Origin of the sequence: Halomonas aquatica (assembly GCF_040196335.1) — a bacterium.
Classification (GTDB): Bacteria; Pseudomonadota; Gammaproteobacteria; order Pseudomonadales; family Halomonadaceae; genus Halomonas; species Halomonas aquatica.
Genome location: NZ_JBEGCJ010000003.1, coordinates 445,330 through 471,694, shown reverse-complemented (window position 1 = coordinate 471,694; position 26,365 = coordinate 445,330). Strand labels below are relative to the sequence as shown.

27 protein-coding genes are annotated in these 26,365 nt (G+C 64.8%); 16 read left to right on the top strand and 11 right to left on the bottom strand.

What is annotated here, in order from left to right; all coding sequences use genetic code 11:
• Window positions 1-106: 106 nt before the first annotated feature.
• From ABE960_RS08520 to ihfA, 8 genes are all read left to right on the top strand, one after another.
• Complete coding sequence (locus ABE960_RS08520) at window positions 107-910, top strand: OmpA family protein (protein WP_349761817.1); 804 nt, start codon at window positions 107-109, stop codon at window positions 908-910.
• A gap of 230 nt (window positions 911-1,140) precedes the next feature.
• Window positions 1,141-3,039 (top strand): threonine--tRNA ligase, encoded by a 1,899-nt coding sequence (gene thrS, locus ABE960_RS08515; protein ID WP_349761816.1) that lies wholly within the window; start codon window positions 1,141-1,143, stop codon window positions 3,037-3,039.
• Between the two features lie 33 nt (window positions 3,040-3,072).
• On the top strand, window positions 3,073-3,612 hold the full coding sequence (infC, locus tag ABE960_RS08510) for a translation initiation factor IF-3 (RefSeq protein WP_349761930.1): 540 nt from the start codon (window positions 3,073-3,075) through the stop codon (window positions 3,610-3,612).
• A gap of 87 nt (window positions 3,613-3,699) precedes the next feature.
• Window positions 3,700-3,894, top strand: coding sequence for a 50S ribosomal protein L35 (rpmI, locus tag ABE960_RS08505; protein WP_071946361.1), 195 nt, complete (start codon window positions 3,700-3,702; stop codon window positions 3,892-3,894).
• 37 nt (window positions 3,895-3,931) lie between these two features.
• On the top strand, window positions 3,932-4,285 hold the full coding sequence (rplT, locus tag ABE960_RS08500; RefSeq protein WP_021817421.1) for a 50S ribosomal protein L20: 354 nt from the start codon (window positions 3,932-3,934) through the stop codon (window positions 4,283-4,285).
• 127 nt (window positions 4,286-4,412) lie between these two features.
• Complete coding sequence (gene pheS / locus ABE960_RS08495) at window positions 4,413-5,432, top strand: phenylalanine--tRNA ligase subunit alpha (RefSeq protein WP_349761815.1); 1,020 nt, start codon at window positions 4,413-4,415, stop codon at window positions 5,430-5,432.
• 34 nt (window positions 5,433-5,466) lie between these two features.
• Entirely contained in the window at window positions 5,467-7,845 is a 2,379-nt protein-coding gene (pheT, locus tag ABE960_RS08490; protein WP_349761814.1) for a phenylalanine--tRNA ligase subunit beta, read from the top strand.
• Window positions 7,842-8,243 carry an integration host factor subunit alpha gene (ihfA, locus tag ABE960_RS08485; protein ID WP_349761813.1) on the top strand — a complete coding sequence of 134 codons (402 nt, stop codon included), beginning with the start codon at window positions 7,842-7,844 and terminating at the stop codon, window positions 8,241-8,243. The genes pheT and ihfA overlap by 4 nt, the downstream gene beginning before the upstream one ends.
• A gap of 91 nt (window positions 8,244-8,334) precedes the next feature.
• On the opposite strand, the gene ABE960_RS08480 is transcribed toward ihfA, so the two are convergent.
• On the bottom strand, window positions 8,335-8,544 hold the full coding sequence (locus ABE960_RS08480) for a DUF2788 domain-containing protein (RefSeq protein ID WP_349761812.1): 210 nt from the start codon (window positions 8,542-8,544) through the stop codon (window positions 8,335-8,337).
• 134 nt (window positions 8,545-8,678) lie between these two features.
• On the opposite strand from ABE960_RS08480, the gene ABE960_RS08475 reads away from it, so the two are divergent.
• Both ABE960_RS08475 and ABE960_RS08470 read left to right on the top strand, forming a co-directional pair.
• On the top strand, window positions 8,679-9,143 hold the full coding sequence (locus ABE960_RS08475) for a flavodoxin (RefSeq protein ID WP_349761811.1): 465 nt from the start codon (window positions 8,679-8,681) through the stop codon (window positions 9,141-9,143).
• 1 nt (window position 9,144) lies between these two features.
• Entirely contained in the window at window positions 9,145-9,513 is a 369-nt protein-coding gene (locus tag ABE960_RS08470; RefSeq protein ID WP_349761810.1) for a hypothetical protein, read from the top strand.
• A gap of 140 nt (window positions 9,514-9,653) precedes the next feature.
• Here the strand turns inward: ABE960_RS08470 and ppnN are convergent, their stop codons facing one another.
• Window positions 9,654-11,015, bottom strand: a complete 1,362-nt coding sequence (ppnN, locus tag ABE960_RS08465) for a nucleotide 5'-monophosphate nucleosidase PpnN (protein WP_349761809.1) — start codon at window positions 11,013-11,015, stop codon at window positions 9,654-9,656.
• 141 nt (window positions 11,016-11,156) lie between these two features.
• Between ppnN and ABE960_RS08460 the strand changes: the two genes are divergently transcribed.
• Window positions 11,157-12,098: a LysR family transcriptional regulator gene (locus ABE960_RS08460; protein WP_349761808.1), complete on the top strand. Its 942-nt coding sequence runs from the start codon at window positions 11,157-11,159 to the stop codon at window positions 12,096-12,098.
• A 101-nt stretch (window positions 12,099-12,199) separates the two neighbouring features.
• On the opposite strand, the gene gcvP is transcribed toward ABE960_RS08460, so the two are convergent.
• Both gcvP and gcvH read right to left on the bottom strand, forming a co-directional pair.
• The gene (gcvP, locus tag ABE960_RS08455) at window positions 12,200-15,094 is read right to left on the bottom strand and encodes an aminomethyl-transferring glycine dehydrogenase (RefSeq protein ID WP_349761807.1); all 2,895 of its coding nucleotides are present in this window, start codon (window positions 15,092-15,094) and stop codon (window positions 12,200-12,202) included.
• A gap of 141 nt (window positions 15,095-15,235) precedes the next feature.
• Window positions 15,236-15,628, bottom strand: coding sequence for a glycine cleavage system protein GcvH (gene gcvH, locus ABE960_RS08450; protein ID WP_349761806.1), 393 nt, complete (start codon window positions 15,626-15,628; stop codon window positions 15,236-15,238).
• Window positions 15,629-16,217: 589 nt separating this feature from the next.
• Here gcvH and gcvT point away from each other — a divergent pair.
• On the top strand, window positions 16,218-17,327 hold the full coding sequence (gene gcvT, locus ABE960_RS08445; RefSeq protein WP_349761805.1) for a glycine cleavage system aminomethyltransferase GcvT: 1,110 nt from the start codon (window positions 16,218-16,220) through the stop codon (window positions 17,325-17,327).
• Window positions 17,328-17,508: 181 nt separating this feature from the next.
• Here the strand turns inward: gcvT and ABE960_RS08440 are convergent, their stop codons facing one another.
• The 4 genes from ABE960_RS08440 to ABE960_RS08425 form a co-directional block, all read right to left on the bottom strand.
• On the bottom strand, window positions 17,509-18,156 hold the full coding sequence (locus ABE960_RS08440) for an alpha-ketoglutarate-dependent dioxygenase AlkB family protein (RefSeq protein WP_349761804.1): 648 nt from the start codon (window positions 18,154-18,156) through the stop codon (window positions 17,509-17,511).
• Window positions 18,157-19,086 carry a LysM peptidoglycan-binding domain-containing protein gene (locus ABE960_RS08435; protein ID WP_349761803.1) on the bottom strand — a complete coding sequence of 310 codons (930 nt, stop codon included), beginning with the start codon at window positions 19,084-19,086 and terminating at the stop codon, window positions 18,157-18,159. It abuts the gene before it with no gap.
• A complete protein-coding gene (gene yihG / locus ABE960_RS08430) occupies window positions 19,032-19,904 on the bottom strand; it encodes a 1-acylglycerol-3-phosphate O-acyltransferase, YihG family (RefSeq protein WP_349761802.1) in 873 nt (290 codons plus the stop codon). The genes ABE960_RS08435 and yihG overlap by 55 nt, the downstream gene beginning before the upstream one ends.
• 72 nt (window positions 19,905-19,976) lie before the next feature.
• Window positions 19,977-20,882 (bottom strand): LysR substrate-binding domain-containing protein, encoded by a 906-nt coding sequence (locus tag ABE960_RS08425; RefSeq protein WP_349761801.1) that lies wholly within the window; start codon window positions 20,880-20,882, stop codon window positions 19,977-19,979.
• Between the two features lie 152 nt (window positions 20,883-21,034).
• Between ABE960_RS08425 and ABE960_RS08420 the strand changes: the two genes are divergently transcribed.
• Both ABE960_RS08420 and ABE960_RS08415 read left to right on the top strand, forming a co-directional pair.
• The gene (locus ABE960_RS08420) at window positions 21,035-21,736 is read left to right on the top strand and encodes a CoA transferase subunit A (protein WP_349761800.1); all 702 of its coding nucleotides are present in this window, start codon (window positions 21,035-21,037) and stop codon (window positions 21,734-21,736) included.
• A gap of 81 nt (window positions 21,737-21,817) precedes the next feature.
• Window positions 21,818-22,480 carry a CoA transferase subunit B gene (locus tag ABE960_RS08415; protein WP_349761799.1) on the top strand — a complete coding sequence of 221 codons (663 nt, stop codon included), beginning with the start codon at window positions 21,818-21,820 and terminating at the stop codon, window positions 22,478-22,480.
• A gap of 182 nt (window positions 22,481-22,662) precedes the next feature.
• Here the strand turns inward: ABE960_RS08415 and ABE960_RS08410 are convergent, their stop codons facing one another.
• The 3 genes from ABE960_RS08410 to ABE960_RS08400 form a co-directional block, all read right to left on the bottom strand.
• On the bottom strand, window positions 22,663-23,430 hold the full coding sequence (locus tag ABE960_RS08410; protein WP_349761798.1) for a VOC family protein: 768 nt from the start codon (window positions 23,428-23,430) through the stop codon (window positions 22,663-22,665).
• A gap of 120 nt (window positions 23,431-23,550) precedes the next feature.
• Window positions 23,551-23,820: a GrxA family glutaredoxin gene (locus tag ABE960_RS08405; protein ID WP_349761797.1), complete on the bottom strand. Its 270-nt coding sequence runs from the start codon at window positions 23,818-23,820 to the stop codon at window positions 23,551-23,553.
• A 175-nt stretch (window positions 23,821-23,995) separates the two neighbouring features.
• Complete coding sequence (locus ABE960_RS08400; RefSeq protein ID WP_349761796.1) at window positions 23,996-24,814, bottom strand: inositol monophosphatase family protein; 819 nt, start codon at window positions 24,812-24,814, stop codon at window positions 23,996-23,998.
• A gap of 94 nt (window positions 24,815-24,908) precedes the next feature.
• On the opposite strand from ABE960_RS08400, the gene hybE reads away from it, so the two are divergent.
• Window positions 24,909-25,400 carry a [NiFe]-hydrogenase assembly chaperone HybE gene (hybE, locus tag ABE960_RS08395; protein ID WP_349761795.1) on the top strand — a complete coding sequence of 164 codons (492 nt, stop codon included), beginning with the start codon at window positions 24,909-24,911 and terminating at the stop codon, window positions 25,398-25,400.
• 151 nt (window positions 25,401-25,551) lie between these two features.
• Entirely contained in the window at window positions 25,552-26,322 is a 771-nt protein-coding gene (locus tag ABE960_RS08390) for a 3-hydroxybutyrate dehydrogenase (protein ID WP_349761794.1), read from the top strand.
• Window positions 26,323-26,365 lie beyond the last annotated feature (43 nt).

Sequence of the window (26,365 nt, the reverse complement as noted above, 5' to 3'; positions counted from 1 at the left end):
GACGCGGTTCGGGGGCCGCTTCCTTCGGGTCATACCTCGGAACCCGTTGTCGATGGCAGCAGCGAGCTGTCATTACAGGATGAAGTCACGAAGGAAGGAGTTTTACATGAAAATATCAACGACTGGATTGTTGCTCGGTTCAGCTCTGGTGGTCGGTCTGTCCGGCTGTGCCAGTTCCGCGTCCCAATCCGGCGCTGGTTCCAGTGCCTCAGGGGATGCCTGGTACCAGACGCCTTTCGTCTGCGGCCTGGCCGGTGGACTGATCGGCGGCGGCATCGGCTATGGCACTAGCGGTGAATCTGACGAGGACCAGGGAGGCGCGATCGGGGCCACCGTAGGGGCGACCATCGGTGCCATGCTGTGTGCCGACACCTCTCCGGCCCCGGCGCCGCTCGACACCGACGGTGATGGCGTCATCGATGCCAACGACCAGTGCCCGGGGACTCCGGCCGGCGTAGCCGTGGATGCCGTGGGCTGTCCGCTGGACAGTGACGGCGATGGCGTGCCGGACTATCAGGATCAGTGTCCGGGTACCCCGGCCGGTGCCGTGGTCAACGCCCTGGGCTGCGAGGAAGACCTGGTGCTGCGTGACGTCAACTTCGAGTTCGACTCCGCGACCCTGACCATGGGTGCCGAGAACATTCTCGATGGCGTGGCCGAGAAGCTGCTCGCCAACAAGAACGTCCGCGTACGCATCGAGGGTCACACCGACTCCATGGGTAGCGACGCCTACAACCAGCAGCTGTCCCAGGAGCGCGCGGATTCCGTCGCCACCTACCTGGCCGGTGAGGGCGTCTCGGCTGATCGCATGCGCACCATCGGCTATGGCGAGTCCCAGCCGGTGGCCAGCAATGAGACCGACGCCGGCCGTGCCCAGAACCGTCGCGTGGAGCTGGGCGAGTGGGAGTGATCCTGCCCTGACCCGACCCACCGCCCCGGCAACGCCCGGGGCGTGACGGAAGAACGACAGAAGGCGCCTTCGGGCGCCTTCTGTCGTCTCGGCCCTTTATTGCTTCTTCTTCCCAGCCGTGGCGCCGAAGGGGGCGCTTCTGCTAGGCTATTCGGCTTTCAGACCACGACCATTCTTCTGGCGACACGTGATCCCTGGTATGGATCACCACTGCGCACAAGGAACCCTTCATGCCCATCGTGACCCTGCCGGACGGCAGTCAGAGAACCTTCGACGACCCTCTCACCGTGATGCAGCTGGCCGAGAGCATCGGTCCCGGTCTCGCCAAGGCCTGTGTGGCCGGCAAGATCGATGGCGTCCAGGTGGATGCCGCCGATGTCATCGACCATGACGCCGAGGTGGCGATCCTCACCGCCCGTGACCCGGAAGGCCTTGAGATCATCCGCCACTCCTGTGCCCACCTGATCGGCCACGCCATCAAGCAGCTCTATCCCCAGGCGAAGATGGCCATCGGTCCGGTGATCGACGACGGCTTCTACTACGACGTCGACTTCGGGCGCTCGGTGACGCCGGACGACCTCGAGGCCATCGAGGCGCGCATGAAGGCTCTGATCGACCACGAGTACGACGTGGTGCGCGAGTATGTCGACCGCGATCACGCCATGCTCCAGTTCCTGCATCGGGACGAGCCCTACAAGCAGGAGATCGTCCGCGGGATTCCCGAGGGAGAGACCATCCGTCTCTACCACCATGAGGAATACCTCGACATGTGCCGGGGGCCTCATGTACCCAATACCCGGCATCTCAAGGCGTTCAAGCTGACCAAGCTGGCCGGGGCCTATTGGCGCGGCAATGCCGAGAACCCCATGCTGACTCGCATCTACGGAACGGCATGGGGCGACAAGAAGCAGCTCAAGGCCTATCTCATGCGCCTCGAGGAGGCCGAGAAGCGCGATCACCGCAAGCTGGCCAAGAAGATGGACCTCTTCCATCTCCAGGAGGAGGCGCCGGGGATGGTCTTCTGGCACCCCAACGGCTGGACGATCTACCAGGCGCTCGAGCAGTACATGCGTCGGATTCAGATCGAGCATGGCTATCAGGAGATCAAGACCCCCCAGGTGGTCGACCTCTCGCTTTGGAAGGCATCGGGGCACTGGGGGCATTACAGCGAGCTGATGTTCACCACCGAGTCGGAGAAGCGCGAGTACGCGGTCAAGCCGATGAACTGCCCCTGCCACGTGCAGGTGTTCAATCAGGGCCTGAAGAGCTACCGTGACCTGCCGCTGCGCCTGGCCGAGTTCGGCAGTTGCCATCGCAACGAGCCTTCCGGCTCGCTGCACGGCCTGATGCGAGTGCGCGGCTTCACCCAGGACGATGCCCATATCTTCTGTACCGAAGGGCAGATCCAGTCAGAGGCTGAGGCCTTCATCGCCCTGACTCTGCAGGTCTACAAGGAGCTCGGTTTTGAGGATGTGGAGCTCAAGCTCTCCACCCGTCCCGAGGGCTTCATGGGCAAGCCGGAACTCTGGGATCGCGCCGAGGCTGGCCTCGAGGCGGCGCTGGATGCCACCGGCCTCGACTGGGATCTGCAGCCGGGAGAGGGCGCCTTCTACGGGCCCAAGATCGAGTTCTCCCTGCGCGATTGCCTCAATCGGGTGTGGCAGTGTGGTACCCTGCAGCTCGACTTCAACCTGCCGGGCCGCCTGGGTGCCCAGTTCGTCGATGAGGACGGCGTGCGCAAGACGCCGGTGATGCTGCATCGGGCGATCCTTGGATCCTTCGAGCGCTTCCTGGGCATCCTGATCGAGCACTATGCCGGCGCCATGCCCCTGTGGCTGGCGCCACAGCAGGCGGTGGTCATGACCATCACCGATGCCCAGCGCGATTATGCCGTGTCGCTGGTCCAGCGGCTGCAGAAAGTCGGTCTTCGCGTCAAGTCGGACTTGAGGAACGAGAAGATCGGCTTTAAAATCCGGGAGCATACGTTGCAGAAGGTCCCCTATCTCCTGGTGGTGGGAGATAAGGAAGTCGAGTCCGACTCGGTGGCCCTGCGCACCCGCAGCGGCGAGAATCTCGGGACGATGACGGTTGATGCCTTCATCGAGAGGATTCAGACCGAAGGGCAATAGCGACATCTTCCAAGCGATAGTGGAGACGAAACCATCAAGCGAAGCAACCCCAGAGGGCGCGTTCAGGATAAGCGCCCCCCGATGAACGAGCGCATTACCGAGGATCAGGTTCGCCTGATCGATAGCGACGGCGAGCAATTGGGCGTCGTGCCCACCAGCGATGCGCTGGAGCGAGCCGAAACCGCCGGTATGGACCTCGTGCAGATTTCCAACGCCGATCCCATCGTCTGCAAGATCATGGATTACGGCAAGTTCGTCTTCGAGCAGAAGAAGCAGAAGTCTGCTCAGAAGAAGAAGACAAAGCAGATCCAGGTCAAGGAAGTCAAGTTCCGGCCTGGCACCGACGAGGGTGACTATCAGGTCAAGATGAAGAACCTGGTGCGATTCCTCGAAGGTGGCGACAAGGGCAAGGTCACCCTGCGTTTCCGCGGTCGCGAAATGGCACACCAGGACATCGGTCGCAAGCTGATGGAACGGATCGCCGCCGATCTCGATGAGATCGGGACCGTGGAGTCCTTCCCCAAGATGGAAGGGCGTCAGATGATCATGATCATTGCCCCCAAGAAGAAGTGATTCGACGGCCCGTCAAACGGTCGGAAGGCCTCGATGCCCTCCGATGGCCCCGAATTTTCTAAAAAAACCTCGAGCGGAGTTATTCTCATGCCGAAGATCAAGAGCAACAGCGGCGCTGCCAAGCGCTTCAAGAAGACGGCCAACGGCTTCAAGCACAAGCAGTCGTTTCGTAGCCACATCCTGACCAAGAAGTCCACCAAGCGGAAGCGTCAGTTGCGTGGGATGAAGCAGATCCACGATGCCGACAAGCAGCTCGTTCAGCGCATGCTGCCGACCCTGTAACTCCCCGGGTGAACCCCTCTAACGTCAGGAGAAAGCCATGACTCGTGTCAAGCGTGGTGTCGTCGCACGTCGTCGTCACAAGAAGATTCTCAAGCAGGCAAAGGGTTACTACGGTGCCCGTTCACGCGTCTTCCGCGTGGCCAAGCAAGCCGTCATCAAGGCCGGTCAGTACGCCTATCGTGACCGTCGCCAGCGCAAGCGCCAGTTCCGCGCCCTGTGGATCCAGCGCATCAACGCCGGTGCCCGTCAGCATGGTCTGTCCTACAGCCGCTTCGTCGGTGGCCTGAAGAAGGCCGGTATCGAGATCGACCGCAAGGTGCTGGCCGATCTGGCCGTTCACGAGAAGGCTGCCTTCGCCGCCATCGTCGAGAAGGCCAAGGCTGCCCAGTAAGGGAGTCGACCCTGGCCGATGGGCGGCACGCGCCGTGTCACTTGGCCATGATCGTCGCAGGGGAAGAGCAGCCGCTCTTCCCCTGTTTTTTTGAAAGACGTCTTTGAAAGACTTCGGAGCTCAACGGATGGACCACCTTCCCACTCTGGTTGCCGAGGCCCGCGATGCCATCCACGCAGCCGACAGCCTGGCCGCACTGGACGAGTTGCGCGTACGCTATCTCGGCAAGAAGGGCGAGATCACCGCACTGCTCAAGGGGCTCGGCAAGCTGCCCGCCGAGGAGCGCCCGGCCGCCGGTGAGCGGATAAACGAGGCCAAACAGGCGCTGAGCCAGGAACTGGATGAGCGCCGCCAGGCGCTGGAGAAGGCGTCCCTCGAGGCTCGCCTGGCCGCCGAGCGCCTCGACGTTACCCTGCCCGGGCGCGGCCAGCCCAGCGGTGGCCTGCATCCGGTGACCCTGACCCTGGAACGCATCGAGAGCCTCTTCACGCGAATCGGCTATGACGTGGCGGTTGGCCCCGAGATCGAGGACGACTACCACAACTTCGAGGCCCTCAACATTCCCGCTCACCACCCGGCGAGGGGCATGGCCGACACCTTCTACTTCGATGCCACCCGGCTGTTGCGCACCCACACCTCGCCGGTACAGGTGCGGACCATGAAGACCTCCGAACCGCCTATTCGCATCGTCTGTCCCGGCCGCGTGTACCGCAGCGATTCCGACCTGACCCATACGCCGATGTTCCACCAGGTCGAGGGTCTGCTGGTCGATGAAGATGTCAGCTTCGCCGACCTCAAGGGCACCATTCAGGATTTCCTGCATGCCTTCTTCGAGCGCGATGACCTTTCGGTTCGCTTCCGCCCCTCCTATTTCCCCTTCACGGAGCCCTCGGCGGAAGTCGATATCGAGTGCGTGATGTGCAGCGGCGAGGGGTGCCGGGTCTGCTCGCACAGCGGCTGGCTTGAGGTGATGGGCTGCGGCATGGTGCACCCCGAGGTGTTCCGCCATTCCGGCATCGATACCGAGCGCTTTACCGGCTTCGCCTTCGGCATGGGCGCCGAGCGCCTGGCCATGCTGCGCTATGGCGTCAACGACCTGCGGTTGTTCTTCGACAACGACCTGCGCTTCCTGCGCCAGTTCGCCTGATCGCCCACCGGATAAGCAGAACACAGGAATTGTCATGAAATTTTCCGAACAGTGGCTGCGTGACTGGGTCTCGCCGGCACTCTCCACCCAGGCACTTGCGGACCAGATCACCATGGCCGGTCTCGAGGTCGACGCCGTGGAACCCGTGGCGGCGACGTTCAGTGACGTGGTGGTCGCCGAAGTGGTGGAACTGGCGCCGCACCCGGATGCCGACAAGCTGAATGTCTGCCAGGTCGATGACGGCAGCGGCGAGCCGGTGCAGGTTGTCTGTGGCGCGCCCAACGTGGCCGCAGGCCAGAAGGTGCCGTTCGCTCGGGTCGGTGCCGTGCTTCCGGGTGACTTCACGATCAAGAAGGCTAAGCTGCGCGGCGTGGAATCTCGCGGCATGATCTGCTCCGCCTCGGAGCTCGGCCTCGCGGAGGAGACCTCCGCCGGCATCCTCGTGTTGCCGGTCGATGCGCCGGTGGGCCGGGTCTTCCGCGACTTCATGGGGCTTGATGACCACACCATCGAGGTCGACCTCACCCCCAATCGTGGCGACTGCCTGAGCCTCAAGGGCCTGGCCCGCGAGGTCGGTGTGCTCAACCGCCTGGCGGTCGAGGAGCCTTCGGTCGCTGCGGTGGCGCCTGTCCATGACGAAACATTCCCGGTGCGCGTCGAGAACACCGAGCGCTGTCCGCGCTACATCGGCCGCCTCATCAAGGGGGTCGATGTCAGCGCCGAGACCCCGTTGTGGATGGTGGAACGGCTGCGTCGCAGCGGCATCCGCTCCATCGATCCGGTGGTGGATGTCACCAACTACGTGATGCTCGAGCTCGGTCAGCCGCTGCATGCCTTCGACCGCGCGAACCTTAATGGCAGCGTGGTCGTGCGCCTGGCGCGAGAAGGCGAGCGTCTGGTATTGCTCGATGGCCAGGAGATCACCCTGGATGGTGACACCCTGGTGATCGCCGACGAGCGTGGCCCGCTGGCCATCGCCGGCATCATGGGCGGCGAGCAGTCGGGGGTGAGCGTCGAGACCCGTGACATCTTCCTCGAGTCGGCCTTCTTCTCGCCGCTGGCCGTGGCTGGCCAGGGCCGCCGATACGGCCTGCATACCGATGCCTCCCATCGCTTCGAGCGGGGTGTCGACCCAGAGCTCGCTCGCGATGCCGCCGAGCGTGCCACCGCACTGTTGCTGGGGATCACCGGTGGCGAGCCGGGTCCGCTGGTCGAAGTGGCAAGCGAGTCGCACCTGCCCGGTGCGCGGGAGGCGATCCTGAGAGCGGCTCGACTCGAGCAGGCACTGGGCAAGTCACTGCCCGCGGACGAGGTCACCGAGATCCTCGAACGCCTGGGCCTCGTCGTCGAGGCCGACGGAGAGGGCTGGACGGTGAAGGTACCGAGCTGGCGCTTCGATATCGCCATCGAGGAGGACCTCATCGAGGAGGTGGCGCGCATCCATGGCTACAATCGCCTTCCGGTGCGGCGCCCTCAGCTTCGCCTGGCCCTCCGCCCCGCCCACGAGGCCCATACGCCGCTTGGGCGTCTGCGTCGCCAGATGGTAGCCCGCGGCTACCAGGAGGCCGTGACCTATAGCTTCGTCGCCCCGGAGCTGCAGCAGGTGCTGCATCCCGAGGCCGTATCCCCCATGCTCGCCAATCCCATCTCTAGCGACCTGTCGGTGATGCGTGCGAGCCTGTTCCCCGGGCTGGTGCGGGCGCTCACCCATAACCTGAATCGTCAGCAGAGCCGCGTGCGACTGTTCGAGACCGGCCTGGTGTTCCGGGGTGAGCTTGACCACCTGCAGCAGATCCCGATGCTCGGGGCACTGGTCTGCGGGCCCCGCGAGCCCGAGGGCTGGGCCGGCGACAAGGCACCCGTCGATTTCTTCGACCTCAAGGGCGACCTCGAGAGTCTGCTGGCCCTGGGTGAGCCCGAGGCCTGGCGGTTCGAACCGGGTGAGCATCCGGCCCTGCACCCCGGCCAGTGTGCGCGCATCCTGCATCGGGGTGAGGAGGCCGGCTGGATCGGCACCCTGCACCCGGGGGTGCGTGCCAAGCTTGGCCTCAAGGTCGACGCGCTGCTCTTCGAGGTGCGGCTCGATGCGCTCACCCAGGGAGAGGTGCCGGCCTTCACGCCTCTGTCGCGTCATCCCGAGGTGCGTCGCGACCTGGCCTTCCTGGTTGACGAGGCGCTGCCGGTACAGTCCCTGCTCGATACCATCCGATCCCAGGCTGGCGAGTGGCTGGTGGAATCGCACCTGTTCGATGTCTACCAGGGCAAGGGCGTGTCTGAAGGGCACAAGAGCGTGGCCCTGGGCTTGACCTGGCAGCATCCTTCGCGCACGCTTAATGACGAGGAAATCAATCAGTTGGTTGATGCTATCGTCGCGGAGTCACGGCAGCACCTGGGTGCGGAGCTGCGTGCATGACGACTTCGAACATGGTGGCTGCGCGCAGTGGAGTGGCGCGCGTGAGCGCCGAGCAGCTCGACGATCGGCAGGACCGGCGCCATGAGGATGACAACATGGGTGCGTTGACCAAGGCGGAACTGGCCGAACATCTGCACGCCGAGCTTGGCCTGTCCAAGCGCGAGGCCAAGTACATGGTGGAAGCCTTCTTCGAGGAGATTCGTGGCTGTTTGCGCGAGAACGAGCAGGTCAAGCTGTCCGGCTTCGGCAACTTCGACCTGCGTGACAAGCGCGAACGTCCCGGTCGCAATCCCAAGACCGGAGAGGAGATTCCCATCTCCGCCCGCCGCGTGGTCACCTTCCGGCCTGGTCAGAAGCTCAAGTGCCAGGTCGAGGGCCATGACGGCGAGGTGCACTGAGACCTCTTCATCGCTTCGAAAGGCGCATCGCTTTGAAAGACGCCACTCCCGGGAGTGGCGTCTTCTCGTTGGATCGTCAGTCGGCGAGGCGTCAGACGCCGTTGCCGCCCTCCAGTACCCAGGTGATCACCACTTTCAGCACGTAGCCCAGCATCCCGGCGCCCAGCACCACGAACAGCATGATGGTGCCGAAGCGACCGGCTCGGGACTTCTTTGCCAGGTCCCAGATGATGAAGCACATGAAGAGGATCAGCCCACCGATCATGATCGGGGTGATCCATGTCTCGAAGGTGTGCCGCATGGTATCTCCCTGCAGAAATGGTGAAATCCCGACTATTATACTCGGACTCCTCCTTCTCGGCAGCCTTCCCGACGTGGCCCCATGCCGCACCTTCGTGTTAATATCCGACTGAAATTTTCAGGTAAATCCATGACATGCCCATGCTCAAGATATTCGTAGGCACCATGTATGGCGGTGCCCTGGACGTCGCCGAACAGGTCAAGCCGCTTTTCGAGGAGGCCGGCTACGAGGTGGCCATCTTCGATCAGCCCACCCTCGACGATCTCGTCGGCTCACCCACCGACCTGGCGCTGTTCTGCGTCTCCACTACCGGAAGCGGGGACCTGCCCGGCAACATCGTGCCCTTCGCCCGGGAGCTCGAGGAGCAGAGCCCCGGCCTGCCCGAGCTCCGCTACGGCCTGATCGCACTCGGCGACAGCTCCTACGGCGAAACCTTCTGCGGTGCCGGGCGCCAGCTCGACGAACTGCTCGAGGGGCAGGGTGCTCGCCGGCTCGGTGAGCGACTCGAGGTGGATGCCATGGAGACCTTCATGGCCGACGATGAGGCCCTTCCCTGGGTCGAGGAGTGGATCGACGCCCAGCAGTTGAAGGTGGCCTGAGATGGGGGCCACGCCGACCGCGGAACGCCTGAGCCTGCTGCTGGGGCTCGGCGTGATGATGCTGGCGACCCTGCCGCGCTACCTCGTTGCGGGTCTCGAGACCCGCCTGTCGCTGATGCTGATGGCGATCGCGGTCGTCGCGATCGTGACGCTGCTGCAGTGGCGGCTGCTGGAGCGGGAGGCCCGCTTGCGCCTTCCCCGTCTGATGCGCCGACTGGCCCTGTGCCTGGCGGCGGGTGTGGTCGTCATGACGGTCTGGCATGCCCTGACCAGTGACTTCTTCGGCTGGGAATTGCTGGCCTCCCACGGAGCCACCCTGGGCCTGCTGCTGCATGCGCTCTGGCTCTGGTGGCGACCCGCCAGCGTCTAGCGGGGCAGTCAACGAACCGATCAGGCAGCTTGAGGTAGACGAATCCCCACTTGTTCTGACTCGACTCCAGTGGGGTTTTCCTTGTGTACGGCCCTTCACGTCAGGTCTTCAAAGGACAACATGCTGCTTGGCGCTTGGCGCTAGCCCAGCGTATAGCAAGGCACGTAATCACCGGCGAGCTTCATGCGGCCCTGATCGACGAAGGAGGCCAGCAGCTCGTCCAGGCGTGCCATCAGCTCGGCTTCGGCGTGCAGCCGGAAGGGGCCGTGGGCCTCGATGGCCCGGATGCCCTTTTCCTTGACGTTGCCGGCGACGATGCCCGAGAACGCCCGACGCAGGTTGGCGGCCAGTTCATGTACCGGTTGGTCCCGGTGCAGCGCCAGGCCTGCCATGGCCTCGTGGGTGGGCTCGAAAGGCTCCTGGAAGTCTCGTGCCACAGTCAGGCGCCAGTTGTAATAGAAGGCATCCTGACGGCTACGGCGATATTCGGTGACCATATCGATGTTCTTGCGCATGGTGCGGGCCACCTCGACGGGGTCTGCGATGATGATGCGGTAGTGGCGGCGCACCTCCTCGCCCAGGGTGTAGACCAGGAACTCGTCGATGCGCTTGAAGTAGTCGGCGGAATTCGCCGGTCCGGTGAAGATCACCGGCAGCTCCATGTCGGTGTTGTCCGGATGCAGCAGGATCCCCAGCAGATAGAGAATCTCCTCGGCGGTTCCCACGCCGCCCGGGAAGACGATGATGCCATGTCCCAGGCGTACGAAAGCCTCCAGGCGCTTCTCGATGTCGGGCATTACAACCAGCTCGTTGACGATCGGGTTGGGCGCCTCGGCGGCGATGATGCCGGGCTCGGAGACACCCAGGTAGCGCCCCTCGCTGCGTCGCTGCTTGGCATGGGCCACATTGGCGCCCTTCATGGGGCCCTTCATGGCGCCCGGCCCGCACCCGGTGCAGATGTCCAGCTCGCGCAGGCCCAGGTGATAGCCTACTGCCTTGGTGTAGTCGTATTCCTCGCGGGAAATCGCGTGACCACCCCAGCACACCACCAGGCTCGGGTCCCGGCCAGGCTTGAGGGTTCCGGCCTTGCGCAGGATGTGGAACACGGCATTGGTGGTGCCTTCGGCGGTTTGCAGGTCGAAGCGATGGCGGGTCTGGATCTCGTTGTAGACATAGACGATATCTCGCAGCACCGCGGAGAGGTGCTCGCGGATGCCGCGGATCATCCTGCCGTCGACAAAGGCCTCGGCGGGGGCGTTGGTGATCCGCAGGCGCACGCCACGGTCCTGCTGCAGAACCTCGATGTCGAAGTCCCGATAGGTCTCCAGCAGGGCCACGCCATCGTCGGTGGGATTTCCGCAGTTCAGTACCGCCAGAGAGCAGTTGCGCAGCAGGTCATGAAGTCCGCTGCGGGAGGTGTCGTGCAGACGTTCTACCTCCTGCTGGGAGAGGATCTCGAGACTGCCTTCCGGCGAGATGGTGGTGGAGATGGTGTCAGGCATCCGTGGCGTTCCCTGTCGTCATGGCCGCAATGGTAGTTTCGCGATGCTACCACGCTGGCCGGCGGGCGGGCATCGCTGCGGCGCCGGCGTCCAGCTGATAGAATCATCGGTGCCCGGCCACAGCCCTCGACGTGACACCCCATGTTCAACGCCCGCTACTTCCGCACCTTCATCACACTGGTCGAGACCGGCAGTTTCACTCGCACCGCCCGGCGCCTCGAGATGACGCAGCCCGGGGTCAGCCAGCATGTCCGCAAGCTCGAGCAATACCTCGGCAAGTCGCTGCTCGATCGCCAGGGCCGGCGGTTCGTGCTCACCGAGGCCGGTCGTCGCGCCTACGACTATGCGCTCAAGCTGTTCGCCGAGCATGAGCAGTTCCGCCATTCCCTGGACAACGACAGCTTGGACAGAGGCGAATGTCGCCTGGCCTCTCCGGGCAGCGTCGGGTTGATGCTCTATCCCTTCATCCTCGGGCAGCAGCAGATGCAGCCGGGTCTCACCGTCAGCTATAGCTTCGCCTTCAACAACGAGATCGTCGCCGATGTGCTGGCCGGTCGCCATGACCTGGGGATCGTCACCGAGCCCGTGCGCCACCCTGACCTGGACTGCGAGGCCTGGCACCAGGAGCCGCTGTGCCTGGTGGTGCCGGCGGACTTCGCCGGCAACCGGTTGACCGACCTGATGGGCATCGGGGTGGTTCGCTATGCCGGCGGTGACGACCATGTCGGGGTCCTGCTGCGTGCCAATTACCCGGATTTTCGCTCCATCAGCCACTTCACGCGCCAGGGGTTCACCAACGAGGTGAGCATGGTGCTGGATGCGGTGGCCCGAGGGCTCGGCTTCGCTGTGGTTTCGCGGGTAGTGCTGGAGACCTCGCCCTGGCAGCGCCAGGTCAAGGCGCTCTCCCTCCCGCGGCCGGCCCATGAGTTCCTGTTCCTGGTCACGCGCAGCGGTGCGCAAATGCCGCGACGCTATGTGCGGCTTCTCGACGGCTACCGCGAGCAACGCCGACATGAGCGGTTCGGCTATGGGGAAACGACAGGGGAAACGACAGCAGATTCGACAGGGAAGAGGCTTGGGTAGACGACCGGAGTCTGAACGGTAAAGGCCCCGCCTGCGCAGGGCCTTGCTCAACCGATGGCGCCTGGTCGCCGGCGCCCGTCACGCGTTTTCAGTCACGGCTCTCAATCACGATATTCGTCGATGCTCGGGCAGGAGCAGATCAGCTGCCGGTCGCCGAAGACGTTGTCTACCCGGTTGACCGCCGGCCAGTACTTGGCGGCCTTGGTCGCCTCGGAGGGGAAGGCTCCCAGCTCACGGGAGTAGGGGCGGTTCCAGGCCTCGTCCATCAGGTCGGCCATGGTGTGCGGGGCATTGACCAACGGGTTGTCTTCCGCCGGCCAGTCGCCGCGCTGCACCGTCGAGATCTCCTCGCGGATCGCAATCATGGCGTCGCAGAAGCGGTCGAGTTCGTAGCGCGACTCCGACTCGGTAGGCTCGATCATCAGGGTGCCGGGTACCGGGAAGGACATGGTCGGCGCATGGAAGCCATAGTCCATCAGGCGCTTGGCGATGTCCTCCTCACTGATGCCGGACTCGGCCTTGAGGGGGCGGATGTCGATGATGCATTCGTGGGCCACGGTGCCGTTCTCGCCCTTGTAGAGCACCGGATAGTGCTCCGCGAGGCGCCGGGCTATGTAGTTGGCATTGAGGATGGCGAGTTCGGTGGCCTCGCGCAGTCCCCGTGCGCCCATCATCTTGATGTAGGCCCAGGAGATCGGCAGGATCGAGGCCGAGCCGAAGGGCGCGGCCGAGACCGCGCCGCAGCCCGCCTCGACCCCCTCGATAGGCATCACCACGTGGTTGGAGACGAAGGGCGCGAGGTGAGCCTTGACTCCGATCGGGCCCATGCCCGGACCGCCGCCCCCGTGAGGGATGCAGAAGGTCTTGTGCAGGTTGAGATGGCTGACGTCGCCGCCGAAGTCGCCGGGGCGTGTCAGGCCCACCTGGGCGTTCATGTTGGCGCCGTCGATGTACACCTGACCACCGTGGGCATGCACAATCTCGCATACCTCGCTCACGTTGGCCTCGAATACGCCATGGGTGGATGGGTAGGTGATCATGATTGCCGAGAGGTCATCGCGGTAGCGCTCGGCCTTGGTACGTAGGTCCTCGATGTCGATGTTGCCATCGGCGTCGCACTCCACGACCACCACCTTCATTCTCGCCATGGCGGCGGAGGCCGGGTTGGTGCCATGGGCGGAACTCGGGATCAGGCAGACATCGCGGTGCCCTTCGCCCTCGGCCGCCTGGTAGCGGCGGATGGCCACCAGGCCGGCGTACTCTCCCTGAGCGCCGGAATTGGGCTGCATGGAGATATGGTCGTAGCCGGTCACCTCCACCAGGAAGGCGGCCAGCTCGTCGATCATCTGTCGGAAGCCGGCCACCTGGTCGCGGGGCGCGAACGGGTGGATGCGGGCGAATTCCGGCCAGGTGACAGGGATCATCTCGCTGGTGGCGTTGAGCTTCATGGTGCAGGAACCCAGCGGGATCATCGCATGGGCAAGCGACAGGTCCTTGTTCTCCAGGCGCTTGAGGTAGCGCAGCATCTCGGTCTCGCTGCGGTAGCGCTTGAAGGTGGGGTGAGTCAGGAAGTCGGATTCCCGCGCACAGCCGGCCGGGATGCCGGTCAACCCCTCCGCCACCACCTGCTCGTCGAGCTCGCGCACCCCGAGGCCGTGCTCCTCGCCCAACAGCACGTCGAACAGCACGTCCAGATCGTGGGCGGTGGTGGTCTCGTCCAGGCTCAGCCCCACGTCGCCGCCCTCGAAATAGCGCAGGTTCACGTCTTGGGTCATGGCGCGGCCGTGGACCTTGCCGGCATCCACGCCGGTCAGGCGCAGGGTGTCGAACCAGCTGTCGTGGGCCAGGGCCACGCCCTTTTCCTGCAGGCCCGTCGCCAGGATCGTCGTCAGGCGATGGATGCGAGAGGCGATGGTGCGCAGCCCCTCCGCGCCGTGATAGACGGCGTAGAAGCCGGCGATATTGGCCAGCAGCGCCTGGGCGGTGCAGATGTTGGAGGTGGCCTTCTCGCGGCGGATGTGCTGCTCGCGGGTCTGCATGGCCATGCGCAGCGCAGTATTGCCGCGGCTGTCCTTCGACACGCCGATGATGCGCCCCGGGATCGAGCGCTTGAGCTTGTCGGTGGTGGCGAAGAAGGCGGCATGCGGGCCGCCGAAGCCCATCGGCACGCCGAAGCGCTGGCTGTTGCCCACGACCATGTCGGCGCCCAGGGCGCCCGGCTCCTTGAGCAGTACCAGGCCCATGATGTCGGCGACTACACAGGTCATGACCCCTCTCTCGCGGGCAGGTTCGAGCAGCGGTGCCAGGTCGCGCACCAGGCCGCTGCCGCCCGGGTACTGCAGCAGGGCGCCGAAGACGTCATGCTCGGCGAGTTCCTCGGCCGGCGCCACCACCAGTTCGAAGCCGAACCAGGCCGCGCGGGTACGCACCACGTCCAGGGTCTGGGGGAAGACATCCTCGGCGACGAAGAAGGTGTCGCTCTTCGCCTTCTTGTTGGCTCGCCTGCACAGCGCCATGGCCTCGGCGGCGGCGGTGGCCTCGTCGAGCAGCGAGGCATTGGCCAGCTCCATCCCGGTCAGGTCCATCACCATTTGCTGGAAGTTGAGCAGGCCTTCCAGACGCCCCTGGGAGATCTCCGGCTGGTAGGGCGTATAGGCGGTGTACCAGCCCGGGTTCTCCAGCACGTTGCGCTGGATCACCGTCGGCAGGTGGGTGTCGTAGTACCCCTGGCCGATATGGCTGCGGGCCACGCGGTTCTGGCGCGCCAGGCGCTGCAGGTAGTCCAGGGCTTCCGCCTCGCTCCTTGGTGGGTCGAGGTCCAGCTCACGGCCCAGACGGATGCCGGAAGGCACGGTGGCCTCCATCAGTGCGGGGAGGCTCTCCATGTCCAGTTCGGTGAGCATGTCCGACACATCGGCCGCGTTCGGTCCGTTGTGGCGTTGGAGGAAGGCATCGTGAGCGGCCAGATCGGCCAGACGGCGGTTGTCGAAAGCCATGGAACACCCTGTTTGCATGACGGGGCGTCGCCCCGGAATTCAATGAAAAATCGGCCCCGTCGAGACGGGGCCGGGGAGTGGCGCACGTCAGCATCCCGCCGGCAGGGGATGCCGGGGCGGACGAGGTCGCCGCGGCTGGTATCAGTCCTCGGCGGCAGCCACCGCCTGGTAGGCGTCGGCATCCAGTAGCTTTTCCATCGCGGCCTCGTCGTCGAGGCGGACCTTCATGATCCAGCCGTCCTCATAGGGCGACTCGTTGACGGTCTCCGGTGCATCTTCCAGGGCTTCGTTGATCTCGATGATCTCGCCGGCGACCGGTGCATAGAGGTCGGAGGCGGCCTTGACCGATTCGATGACGCCGAATTCGTCGCCGACGGCGAGGGTGCTGCCGATCTCGGGGAGCTCGACGAAGACCACGTCGCCCAGCGCCTCCTGAGCGTGGTCGGTGATGCCGATGGTCACGCTGCCGTCACCGTTGTCGAGGACCCATTCATGGCTTTCGGCATAGCGCAGGTTGGCGGGGATAGTGCTCATCGTGTTTTCCTATACGAAAAAGGTTTTCGGATACGCGAATGCTAACGCCATTGGCGGCATTTGGCGAGTCCTCCCGGCGGGTCGAGTCGCTGGCAACCGTGCCTCGACCCGTTCACAGGGTGGTCGGCCGAGCCCGGTTCGTCCAGTGTCGAGCAGCGGGCCAGCCCCGGCGTCCTCACAGTCTCGGCCGGGGGGCGCCTTCACCCGAGGCTCGCCAGCCGGCGCAGTGAAGAGGCCATGCCGGAACTCCGACGCCTCTTGACGCCTGCCTCCTGTCTCTTGCCCCCCGGCGGCGCCGACAGTAGGCTTCTTGCGTTTCCTATCGGAAACGCGCACCAGGAAGCGGCTCTCCGGTAAGCCTCGATGATGTTTTTGATTTCCGTTGAAGGCAAAGTATGGAATGTCTCCCATCTGATCGCCCTGGCGCCGCTGTCGCCGGCGGTCTTCACAGAGGCCTGTTTCTGCTTTGAAGGTACGTAAATCCCGCCGGACGAGCAGCTGGGCCACGACAAATCCCGAGGGGTGCGTCCGCCGGAGAGCCGGAGAGGGCACTTCTCCTGCGTCGCCCCGAGCCAAGAGTGATAACGACATGAGTGAACTCAAGCATACCCCTCTGCATGCCCTGCACCTGGAGCTGGGGGCCAAGATGGTGCCCTTTGCCGGCTATGACATGCCGGTTCAGTTCCCTCTGGGGGTAAAGCGCGAGCATGAACATACCCGCAATGCCTGCGGGCTCTTCGACGTCTCCCACATGGGGCAGATCCTGCTGAGCGGCCCGAACCCCGCACAGGCCCTGGAGACCCTGGTGCCGGCAGACATCGTCGGCCTGGCCGAGGGCATGCAGCGCTATGCGCTGTTTACCTCGGAGGAGGGCGGCATCCTCGATGACCTGATGGTGGTCAATGCTGGCGATCACCTCTACCTGGTGGTCAATGCCGCCTGCCGGGAACAGGACATCGCCCACCTGCGTCGCGGCCTGGCCGATCACGAAGTGCAGGTGGTCGACCGTGGCCTGCTGGCGCTTCAGGGGCCGGCAGCGGCCGGGGTGATGCAACGGCTCTGTCCCGAGGCCTGCGAGATGGTCTTCATGCAGCACGGGCACTTCACCATCGACGGTATCAACGTCTGGGCCAGCCGCAGCGGCTATACGGGGGAGGACGGCTTCGAGATTTCGGTGGCTGCCGAGGATGCCGAGGCCCTCGCTCGTCGCCTGCTGGCGGAGGAGGAGGTCGAGGCGATCGGCCTGGGGGCGCGGGACTCGCTGCGTCTCGAGGCGGGTCTCTGCCTCTATGGCCATGATATAGACACCGAGACCACGCCGGTGGAAGCGGGGTTGATCTGGGCCATTGGCAAGCCGCGGCGTCACGGCGGCGAGCGGGTCGGAGGCTTCCCCGGTGCTGACCTGATCCTGCACCAGGTGGCCGAGAAGGACCACCGCCGCAAGCGTGTGGGGCTTCTCGGTGAAGGGCGCGCACCCGTCCGCGAGGGCGCCGAGCTGTTCGATGCCGAGGACCGCCGCCTGGGCCACGTGACCTCCGGTGGTTTCGGCCCCAGCGTCGGCCGTCCGGTGGCCATGGGCTATGTGGCTATCGAGGCCACCGAGATCGGTACCACCGTCTATGCCGAGGTGCGTGGCAAGCGCCTGCCGATGACAGTGAGCAAGACACCCTTCGTCACCCCCGGCTACCATCGCGGTTGATGGACTCGTGATCTCGGTGTGTCATCTTATACCGTTATCATGCATTTGCTCAGCAGACGCCGGCCATCCCCGCACGGGGGTGGCCATTTTCTCATGGGCGTGAGAAAGGGCATGAGAAAGAGCGCGAGAATGGTTCTGGTAACGTTTGTGGGAACGGATGCAGGAACGCAGGGTGAGCAACTCAATCCCCGGAAGTCTCCGCCTTCACTAGGCGGAAGGTCAGGCTGATGCGCAGGCCCGGAAGCCGGCGCGGCAGCAGGGCATGCTGCAGTCGGCGCTGAACGCCGGGGCCCATCAGCAGCAGGCTGTCATGGGGCAACCAGGCATTGAAGGCCTCGGCCTCTCTGGTCTTCCAGCGAAAGCGTAGCGGCCGTTCGGCGCCCAGACTCACCGCCGCGATCAGCGGGTCGAGCCCCAGTTCGGGCTCGTCGTCGCTGTGCCAGCCCATGCGCTCCTCACCGTCGGCATAGCGGTTGAGCAGCACGCTGTTGAAATGTGCGGTGATGCCGGCGGCGTCCAGGCGCTCGACCACGGCATCGCGGATGGTCGCCACATCGGGGTGCCAGGCCTCGGGGGTGAAGTCGCGTCCCGAATAACGGTAGCGGGCCTCGGGGCTGCCCATCCAGACCTGATGGCGAGGGATCGGGTGCTCGCGGCCGAAGAGGCGCAGGGTCGGACGCTGCCAGGCGAGATCCTGGGCGAGCCTTGCCAGCGCCTCGGTGGCGACTGGCTCGCCGAGTAGGCCGGTGAACACCGCCAGTGGCGGCGAGTCGAGCAGTGTCTCGGCCGCTTCATCGGTCGTCGTGGGCAGGAAGCCAGGAGACCACACTTACTTGAGCACCCGAACGGGGTCGATGGGCTTGCCCCCGTGGCGCATGTCGAAGAGCAGACGGGGACCACCGTCTCGACTTCCGACTTCGCACACGGGGGTGCCGCGAGTGACCCTGTCGCCGCTGGCCACCAATGGCTTACTGCACAGGGCATAGACGCTCTGCACGTTGTCGGCATGGTGCACGATCACCACCTGACCGAGCTGTCGCATGCTGTCGGCGAAGCGTACCTCCCCATTGGCAACGGCTCGGGCGCGGCTGCCCGGGTCGGTTGCGAGCAGCATGGGCTGCAGGGTGCCGCGACCATCGGTACCGTAAGGACGTGCCACACGGTAGTTGTCGAGCGGCCAGGGCCAGTTGCGTGTGGAGGCGGGCAGGTCACCGGGGTCCGGCAGGCTCCTGCTCGCCGGACGAGCGGCCTTGGGCTGGCTGGACCCTCGGGCCTTGCCAACGCCGCTCGCCTGAAGACCGTGCAGAGGCACCTGGATCAACTGGCCGACCCTGAGATTGGTGGGAACGATGCCGGGATTGGCCGCCTGTATCCGCTCCGCGCGTCCCCGGAAGTGTCGGGCAATGGCGCTGTAGGTGTCGCCGGGACGCACCCGGTAGCGATAGGGGCCGCCGGAGGGGGCCCGTTCGTCGCGCGTGGGCACCATCAGGCGCTGGCCCACGGCCAGTCGCCTGGCATCCACGCCGGGGTTGAACCGCTCCAGGCGGACAAGGGGAACGTCCGCCTGGCGAGCGATCTCCCCCAGGGTGTCGCCCCGCTGGATGGTGATCCATTCGCCGGCGATCCCCCCCGCTCGTCCTGTATCGCCTCCTCGACCGGCGCAGCCTGCCAGCAGCAGTACCACCAGTGTGATCAGCAGCCGGGTCAGCGGAGTGCGTCTAGACGTCGATCCTTGTCCTGCCACAGGGCATTGAGCCATGACTGGAAGCGTTCCTTGTAGTCCGTGTCGTCGTGATAGTCCCCCTCGAGCATCCAGGCGGGCACCTCCCGTCGTCGTGCCTCCAGCACTACCCGGCCTGCTCGGCCGCAGAGGAACCCCCAGAAACTCGGCGCAGGATTCTCGTAGTACAGGGTGACATCCAGGATGCCGTCCAGCCGGTCGCCCAGCAGGCCCAGCACCTGGGCGATGCCGCCGGCACGAGGCCGCAAAAGGTGTCGATAGGGAGCGCCCTGGGCGGCATGCTTGGCAGGCGTGAAGCGAGTGCCTTCGACGAAGTTGTAGATGGCGATAGGCCGTTCTTGGGCGTGTCGGCACATGCGTGCGGTGGCCTCCTGGTCGCGACGTGCCAGTTGGGGGTTGCGCTCGCGCTGCTGGCGGGTAAGGCGACGCAGCATGGGGAATTCCAGGGCCCAGAAGGCCAGACCGACGATGGGCAGCCAGATCAGCTGTCTCTTGACGAAGAAATGCGGCATCGGGATTCGCCTGTGAAAGGCGAAGAAAAGCATGAAGATGTCGATCCAGCTGCGGTGGTTGGAGAGCACCAGCCACCACTGGTCGCGAGACAGCCCGTCGGGCAAGTGCATCTCCAGGTTGGGGCTCAGCCAGCGACGCATCCACCACAGGTTGCTGCCCACCCAGTTGAGTGCCACGGCGTTGAGAGCCATCAGTACCCGGCGGCGCCAACGGCGCCTCGGCGTCACCAGCTTGACCAGAGTGAGCAGGATCAATGGGACACCCCACGTCAGGGTGGCAAGGCTCATCAGCAGGATGCTGACGAGCCCCCGAAGGGTCGACATGCCTGTCTCCTTGGCGGGCTTCATTAGTCGTCCATGCTAATGGATCGGCTGCTGGTTGCCCAATTGCCGGGATCAACGACGCTGTGCCAGTTCGGGGGTGTGGATGGTCTCGGCCAGGACCTTCTGCAGCGCCAGGGCGGCCACCGACAACTCGTGACTGTTCCAGGTCAGCACACCGACGTTATGCTCGATGATCGGGTCCTCCAGTGGCACACAGACTGCCCCGAGTTCCTGCATCTGGGAGATGCACAACGAGGGCACGGCGCTGACCCCCAGGCCGCTGGCGACCATGCGTCCCACGGTGGCTAGCTGGTGGCATTCGAAGGCTGCAGGGAGGGCGACTCCTTGGCTTTCCAGCGCTTGTTCAAGCAGGCGACGCACCATGGAGGGGCGTTGCAACGCGATGAATTCACGGGTCAACAGGGTCGGCCAACCTAACCGTGGTCGCTGGGCCAGGCGGGATTCGGGCGGAACCACGGCGACGAAGCGGTCGCGGAAGAGCGGTGCGAAGGATAGGCTTCCGGTAGCCTCGGGCTCGAACACCAGGCCGAGTTCGACCTGGCGGGCACGCACCATCTCGATCACCTGCTCGTTGATCACGTCATGGACCGTGACATTGACCCTGGGGTGGCGCTGGCGAAAGACTCGCAGTGCCGGAGGCAGCAGGTTGCTGGCGAAGGAAGGCATGGTGGCCACCGACAGGCGACCTAGCTGAAGGGTGAAACGCTGGCGAAGCAGATCCTCTGTGTTGTCCCACTCGGCGATCAGGCGCTTGGCCAGGGGGACCAGCGACTCGCCTTCAGGTGTGAGGCGAACGCTGCGGGTGCTGCGGATCAGCAGGCGGCCGCCAAGGCTCTCTTCGAGCCCCTTGATTGCCAGGCTCAGTGCCGGCTGGGAGAGGTGCATGTGATCGCAGGCCTGGGTGAAGCTCAGCGTCCGGGCCACGGCGAGGAAGGCGCGCAATTGCTTGACGGTCATGGCATGCTACCAAGGTCAAATTGATCAGCAGAACATATCAATCAATAAAAAAAACAAACTTAACAAATATATTGGCAGAGGTAACACTGGCCTGACATCCTGACCACACAACCCTGACAACGCTCACTCACACAACAACACGAGGCGCCACTATGGCTGGATTTGACAAGCGTGTGTATTCCTATGAAGAGGCAATGGACGGCATCGAGAGCGGCATGACCGTGATCGCCGGCGGTTTCGGCCTCTGCGGCATACCCGAAAACCTGATTGCCGAGATCAAGCGACGCGGCGTGAAGGACCTGACGGTATGGTCCAACAACTGTGGCGTCGACGGCTTTGGCCTGGGACTGTTGCTGGAAGACAAGCAGATCAGCCGGATCCATGCCTCCTATGTCGGCGAGAACGCGCTCTTCGAGCGGCAGATGCTCAACGATGAGATCGAGGTGGTGCTGACTCCCCAGGGGACACTGGGCGAGAAGATGCGCGCCGGCGGCGCCGGTATCCCCGCCTTCTATACCGCCACCGGCTACGGCACGCCGATCGGCGAGGGCAAGGAGGTACGAGAGTTCAACGGGCGCCACTATATCCTCGAGGAGTCGGTGGTCGGCGACTTCGCCATCGTCAAGGGCTGGAAGGCCGATCGCTACGGCAACGTCTGTTATCACGACACCGCCCAGAACTTCAACCCGATGGCCGCCACCGCGGGCAAGATCACCGTGGTCGAGGTCGAGGAGATCGTCGAGCCGGGTGAGCTCAAGCCGGACCAGATCCACACGCCGGGCATCTACGTCGACCGCATCATCCAGGGCACCTTCGAGAAGCGCATCGAGAAGCGCACCGTGCGCAAGGGCTGAACGCCCTTCTGCATGTGACGACCGGCGACGCCGCCGGCGCTTCCCTCACCCGCTTCTCCACCGAACACAAGAGGCAACAAGATGGCACTCACTCGCGAACAGATGGCAATGCGCGTGGCGCGCGAACTCGAAGATGGCTTCTACGTCAACCTGGGGATCGGCATACCGACCCTGGTGGCCAACTACATCCCCGACGGCATCGACGTGATGCTGCAATCCGAGAACGGCCTGCTGGGCATGGGGCGCTATCCCACCGAGGACGAAGTCGATCCGGACATGATCAATGCCGGCAAGGAGACCGTCACCGCCCGCCCGGGCGCGGCGATCTTCTCCTCGGCAGAGTCCTTCGCCATGATCCGCGGCGGCCACGTGGACCTGACGGTGCTCGGCGCCTTCGAGGTCGACCAGAACGGCAACATCGCCTCCTGGATGATCCCCGGCAAGCTGATCAAGGGCATGGGCGGCGCCATGGACCTGGTGGCCGGTGCCGAGAACATCATCTGCACCATGACCCACGCCTCCAAGCATGGCGAGTCCAAGCTGCTGGAGTCCTGCAACCTGCCGCTGACCGGCGCCGGCTGCATCAATCGGGTGCTGACCGACCTTGCCTATCTGGAGATCAAGGACGGTGCCTTCCACCTCAAGGAACGTGCTCCGGGCGTCTCCGTGGAGGAGATCCAGTCGCTCACCGCGGGCACGTTGGTCGTGCCTGACCATGTCCCGGAGATGACCTTCGACGAGTGAGCATGGTGTTCAACTCGACGACAACGGCCCGGACCCAGTGTCCGGGCCGTTGTCGTCAGGAGGCAAGGATCGTACTGCCGAAAAACTGACCACGAAGGGCAAAGGCCTCAGGCATCCCGGTTGGGATGGCATTGCTCGGGGCGGTGCATAGCGTTATCCACAGATTCTGTGGATGACCCGGTTCAGGAGAGCTCGCAGCGGGTGTGGTGTGGCAGCAGCAGCTCGGCGGCACGCTCCTGGTTGGCGCTGACCTGCTTCTGGACCAGCGCCAGACCGCCAAGGACGATGCGATGCTCGTCACCCTCGGCGAAGGCCAGGCGTTGCGAACTGGTGGCATAGAAGCGGTAGTCGAGCAGCGGTGAGACGGGGAAGAGACCGTGATGACGGTCGCTGTTGCCCATGAGGCCGGCCTGTTGCAGCTGCTCGTCGAGTGTCTCGATGCCTTGTCCCAGGCGTTGGCAGTCGAAGCCGACGTGATGCACCCGCGGCCCCATCACCGAGAGCCAGCCGGCCAGGGGATGAGCCTGGTGCAGGTCCTGGTAGGTGCTCCAGTCGGGCATTGACCAGGGGCGGCCGTGCAAGAGCATTCCCGGGCTATGGGTGTAATCGGGAGCTGCGCCGGCCACCAGTTGCTGGAGGCATTCGCGAGGCCGGCGCGACAGGGTGCCGAGCTGCAGCTCGGCGAGCAGCATCCAGGCCCCATCGTCCGGCGCGGCGAGCAGGGTGGCGAGCAGGCCGCGGTCGGCCATGGCATAGTGCTGTTGGGGACGATAGCCGATGCGTTTCAGCGCCGGCATCAGGGCATCCTTGGCCCAGGGGCCGTGGTTCAGGGTCAGGATCGCCAGATACTCCGCCGGCGCCTCCACGGGCCATAGCCGCAGTCCTCCGACATCCGGGTGATGGTGGACATAGTCCAGCCACAGCTGCTGGACGAACTCTTCCCTTTGCATCGTGCCGTTTCCCTCCGTCGTGATGCCCTGTGCGCGCCAGTATAGGCAGCGAGGTCGGGGGGGCATTCAACGCGGGAAAGACGTTCCCTCACGATACCGGCGGCCGCCGGCCGCCTCGATTCAGACGATGGCTGACAGCTGGTCGCTGTCGCGCACGTAGCGATCGAACTCCGTGAAGCCACCGACATGGGTCTGGTCGACAAAGATCTGCGGCACGGTGCGCACCGGCTGGCCGATGGTCTGTTCCAGATCGGCCTTGGTGATGCCTTCCTCATGGATGTCGACGTAGCGGTGGCCCTCGATGGCTCCGGCGCTCTCGAGCCTTGCGGCCAGCGCCTTGGCGCGGTCGCAGAAGGGGCAGGCGGGACGGCCGAAGATGACGATGAACATGAAATGACTCCTTGCACGGCGGGGTGCGTGGGAATGGACGATAGGGGGAATCGGGGCGCCATTGTGAAGGAGCGCGCGGTCTTTCTCCAATAGTCGCCTCCTTGTGGGGTGATGGGAGAGCGCTATCGATGAACGTCATCGCTGAGCCTTATCGGTGACCCTCGAAGGCTTTACCTCAGATGTCGATCTCGCCGGCATCGGCCCTGCGCAGCAGGTCGCCGAGCTCGACGTGGACCTCGGGGGCGGTCACCAGCAGGTTTTCTCCGTAGAGATCCTCGGGAATGCCTGCCGGGCCGGGATAGAGGTGACCGGTCCGGGCGCCGGCCTCGCGGGCGATCAGCCAGCCCGCGGCGCAGTCCCAGGGGGATACGCTCTCGTAGTAGGCATCCAGCCGGCCGCAGGCCACGTCGCACAGGTCAAGTGCAGCCGAGCCGTTACGTCTCACGTCCTGGCAATGGGCGAGTACCGCGGTGAGGCGACGCATCAGCGGCGGCCGGCTGTCGCGGCGGTAGGGGAAGCCGGTGCCTACCAGGCAGTTCGTCAGGCTGCCGGTGCGACTGGCACGGATCGGCGCGCCGTTGCACCAGGCTCCCTGGCCATCCAGGGCGGTGAAGGTCTCGCCAAGGAAGGGGGCATGGACGACACCCAGGCGAGTCTTGCCCTGGCTGGCCCAGCCGATGGAGACCGCCACGTGGTTCAGGCCGTGGGCGAAATTGACCGTTCCGTCGATGGGGTCAACCACCCATAGGGCATCCGGAGTCGACAGCGCCGCTCGGTCCGGGGCCAGTTCCTCGCTGAGGCGGGCCTCATCGGCGAAGTGCTGCTGGAGGCGTTCGCTGATCCGGGTGTCAACCTCGACATCGGTATCGGTGACCAGCTCATGGCCATGCTTGTAGCGATGGCCGAAGGTCTGACCCTGCCGGGCCTCGATGATCATCTGGCCGGCCTCCCGGGCGATATCGACGGCGATCTCAAGGCGCTGTGCGGGGGTCATGGCGGCTCCTCGGCATGGACAACGGCCCTTCATGCTAGCAGCTCGCCATGTCCGTGCCGAATGCCCGCGGCGGATAACAGGGTGCGAAGGCCTGGTGCCGAGGATCAAGTGCGGCGGCTATACTGGGCGCCTCGCCGAACCGGAGGACACCATGCAGGCATTGAGTGCCGACCAGTATGCGCGGCTGAGCCGCCTGGCCGAGGCCTGGAACCGCTGTTACCTCAAGGCCGCCAAGGGCCAACCCCAATACAACCCCAGGCTGGGCGTCGATGCCCTCTGCTTTCAGCCCCACATCCTGACGGATGGTCGCAGCGGCCTGCTCGGCGCCCTGGTCACGCCCGTGTCGCTCTCGCTGGCGCTGGTGATCGACGACGAGGCCACCGCGCATTCCGACGAGCAACGCCTGACATTGGCACTGCCCTCCGGTCGCTATCCCTTCACCCGGGAGTGCCTCGGCGAACCGGGCGTCTGGTGGCGCTGCGAGCTGATGGACGACCTGTCCGATCTCGACTCCCTCCAGGCTGCCAGCCGCCTGGCACAGCAACTGATGGAGCGGGTCATGACGCCCGACGAGTCCATGCCCTGAGTCGATGCCCTGAGTGGATGACGCGCTGCGTCATCCGCCTTATGCTGGTGCCGGATAGCGATAACGCCAACCACACCCATCAGGTGCCTGCCGGCGGGGCACGCCGCCTCGTCCCGCAGAACCCTGGATAACCGTACAAGAGGAGTCACGCATGACCGCCAACGCTTCCACCCCCCGCGTCGCCCTGGTCACCGGGACCAGCAGTGGCATCGGGGAGGCCGTGGTCCGCCATTTCTGCGAGTTGGGCCATCAGGTACTGGCCGTGGACTTCAACCCGGCCGGCAAGGAGGTCGCCGAGAAGGCCGGTGCCGCCTTCTTCCAGGCCGACCTGACCGATGGCGAGGCCTGCAAGGCGGCGGTGGCCGAGGCGATCAAGCGCTTCGGTCGCGTGGACATCCTGGTCAACAACGCGGGCATCCAGCACGTCTCGCCCATCGAGACCTTCCCCGAGGAGAAGTGGCGCCAGATCATCGACCTGATGCTCACCGCACCCTTCCTGCTCACCCAGGCGGCCTGGCCGAGCATGCGTGAGAACGGCTGGGGGCGCATCGTCAATATCGCCTCGGTGCACGCCCAGGTGGCCTCGCCGGGCAAGGCCGCCTACATCAGTGCCAAGCACGGCATGATCGGCCTGACCAAGACCGCGGCGCTGGAGGGCGGCGAGCAGGGCATCACCGCCAATGCCATCTGCCCGGCCTATGTGAAGACCGCGATGGTCGAGGGCCAGATCGCCGACCAGGCGAAGATGCACGGCATGCAGGAGCAGGAGGTGATCGAGAAGATCATGCTCAAGAATGCCGCCGTGAAGCGCCTGATCGAGCCCCATGAGGTCGCCGAGCTGGTCGGCTATCTGGCCTCAGACCTAGCCGGTGCCGTCACCGGCGCCAGCTGGAACATGGACCTGGGCTGGACCGCACAGTAATAGCGCCGAGCCACAAGCGCAGAGCTAAAAGCAACCCCCGAGG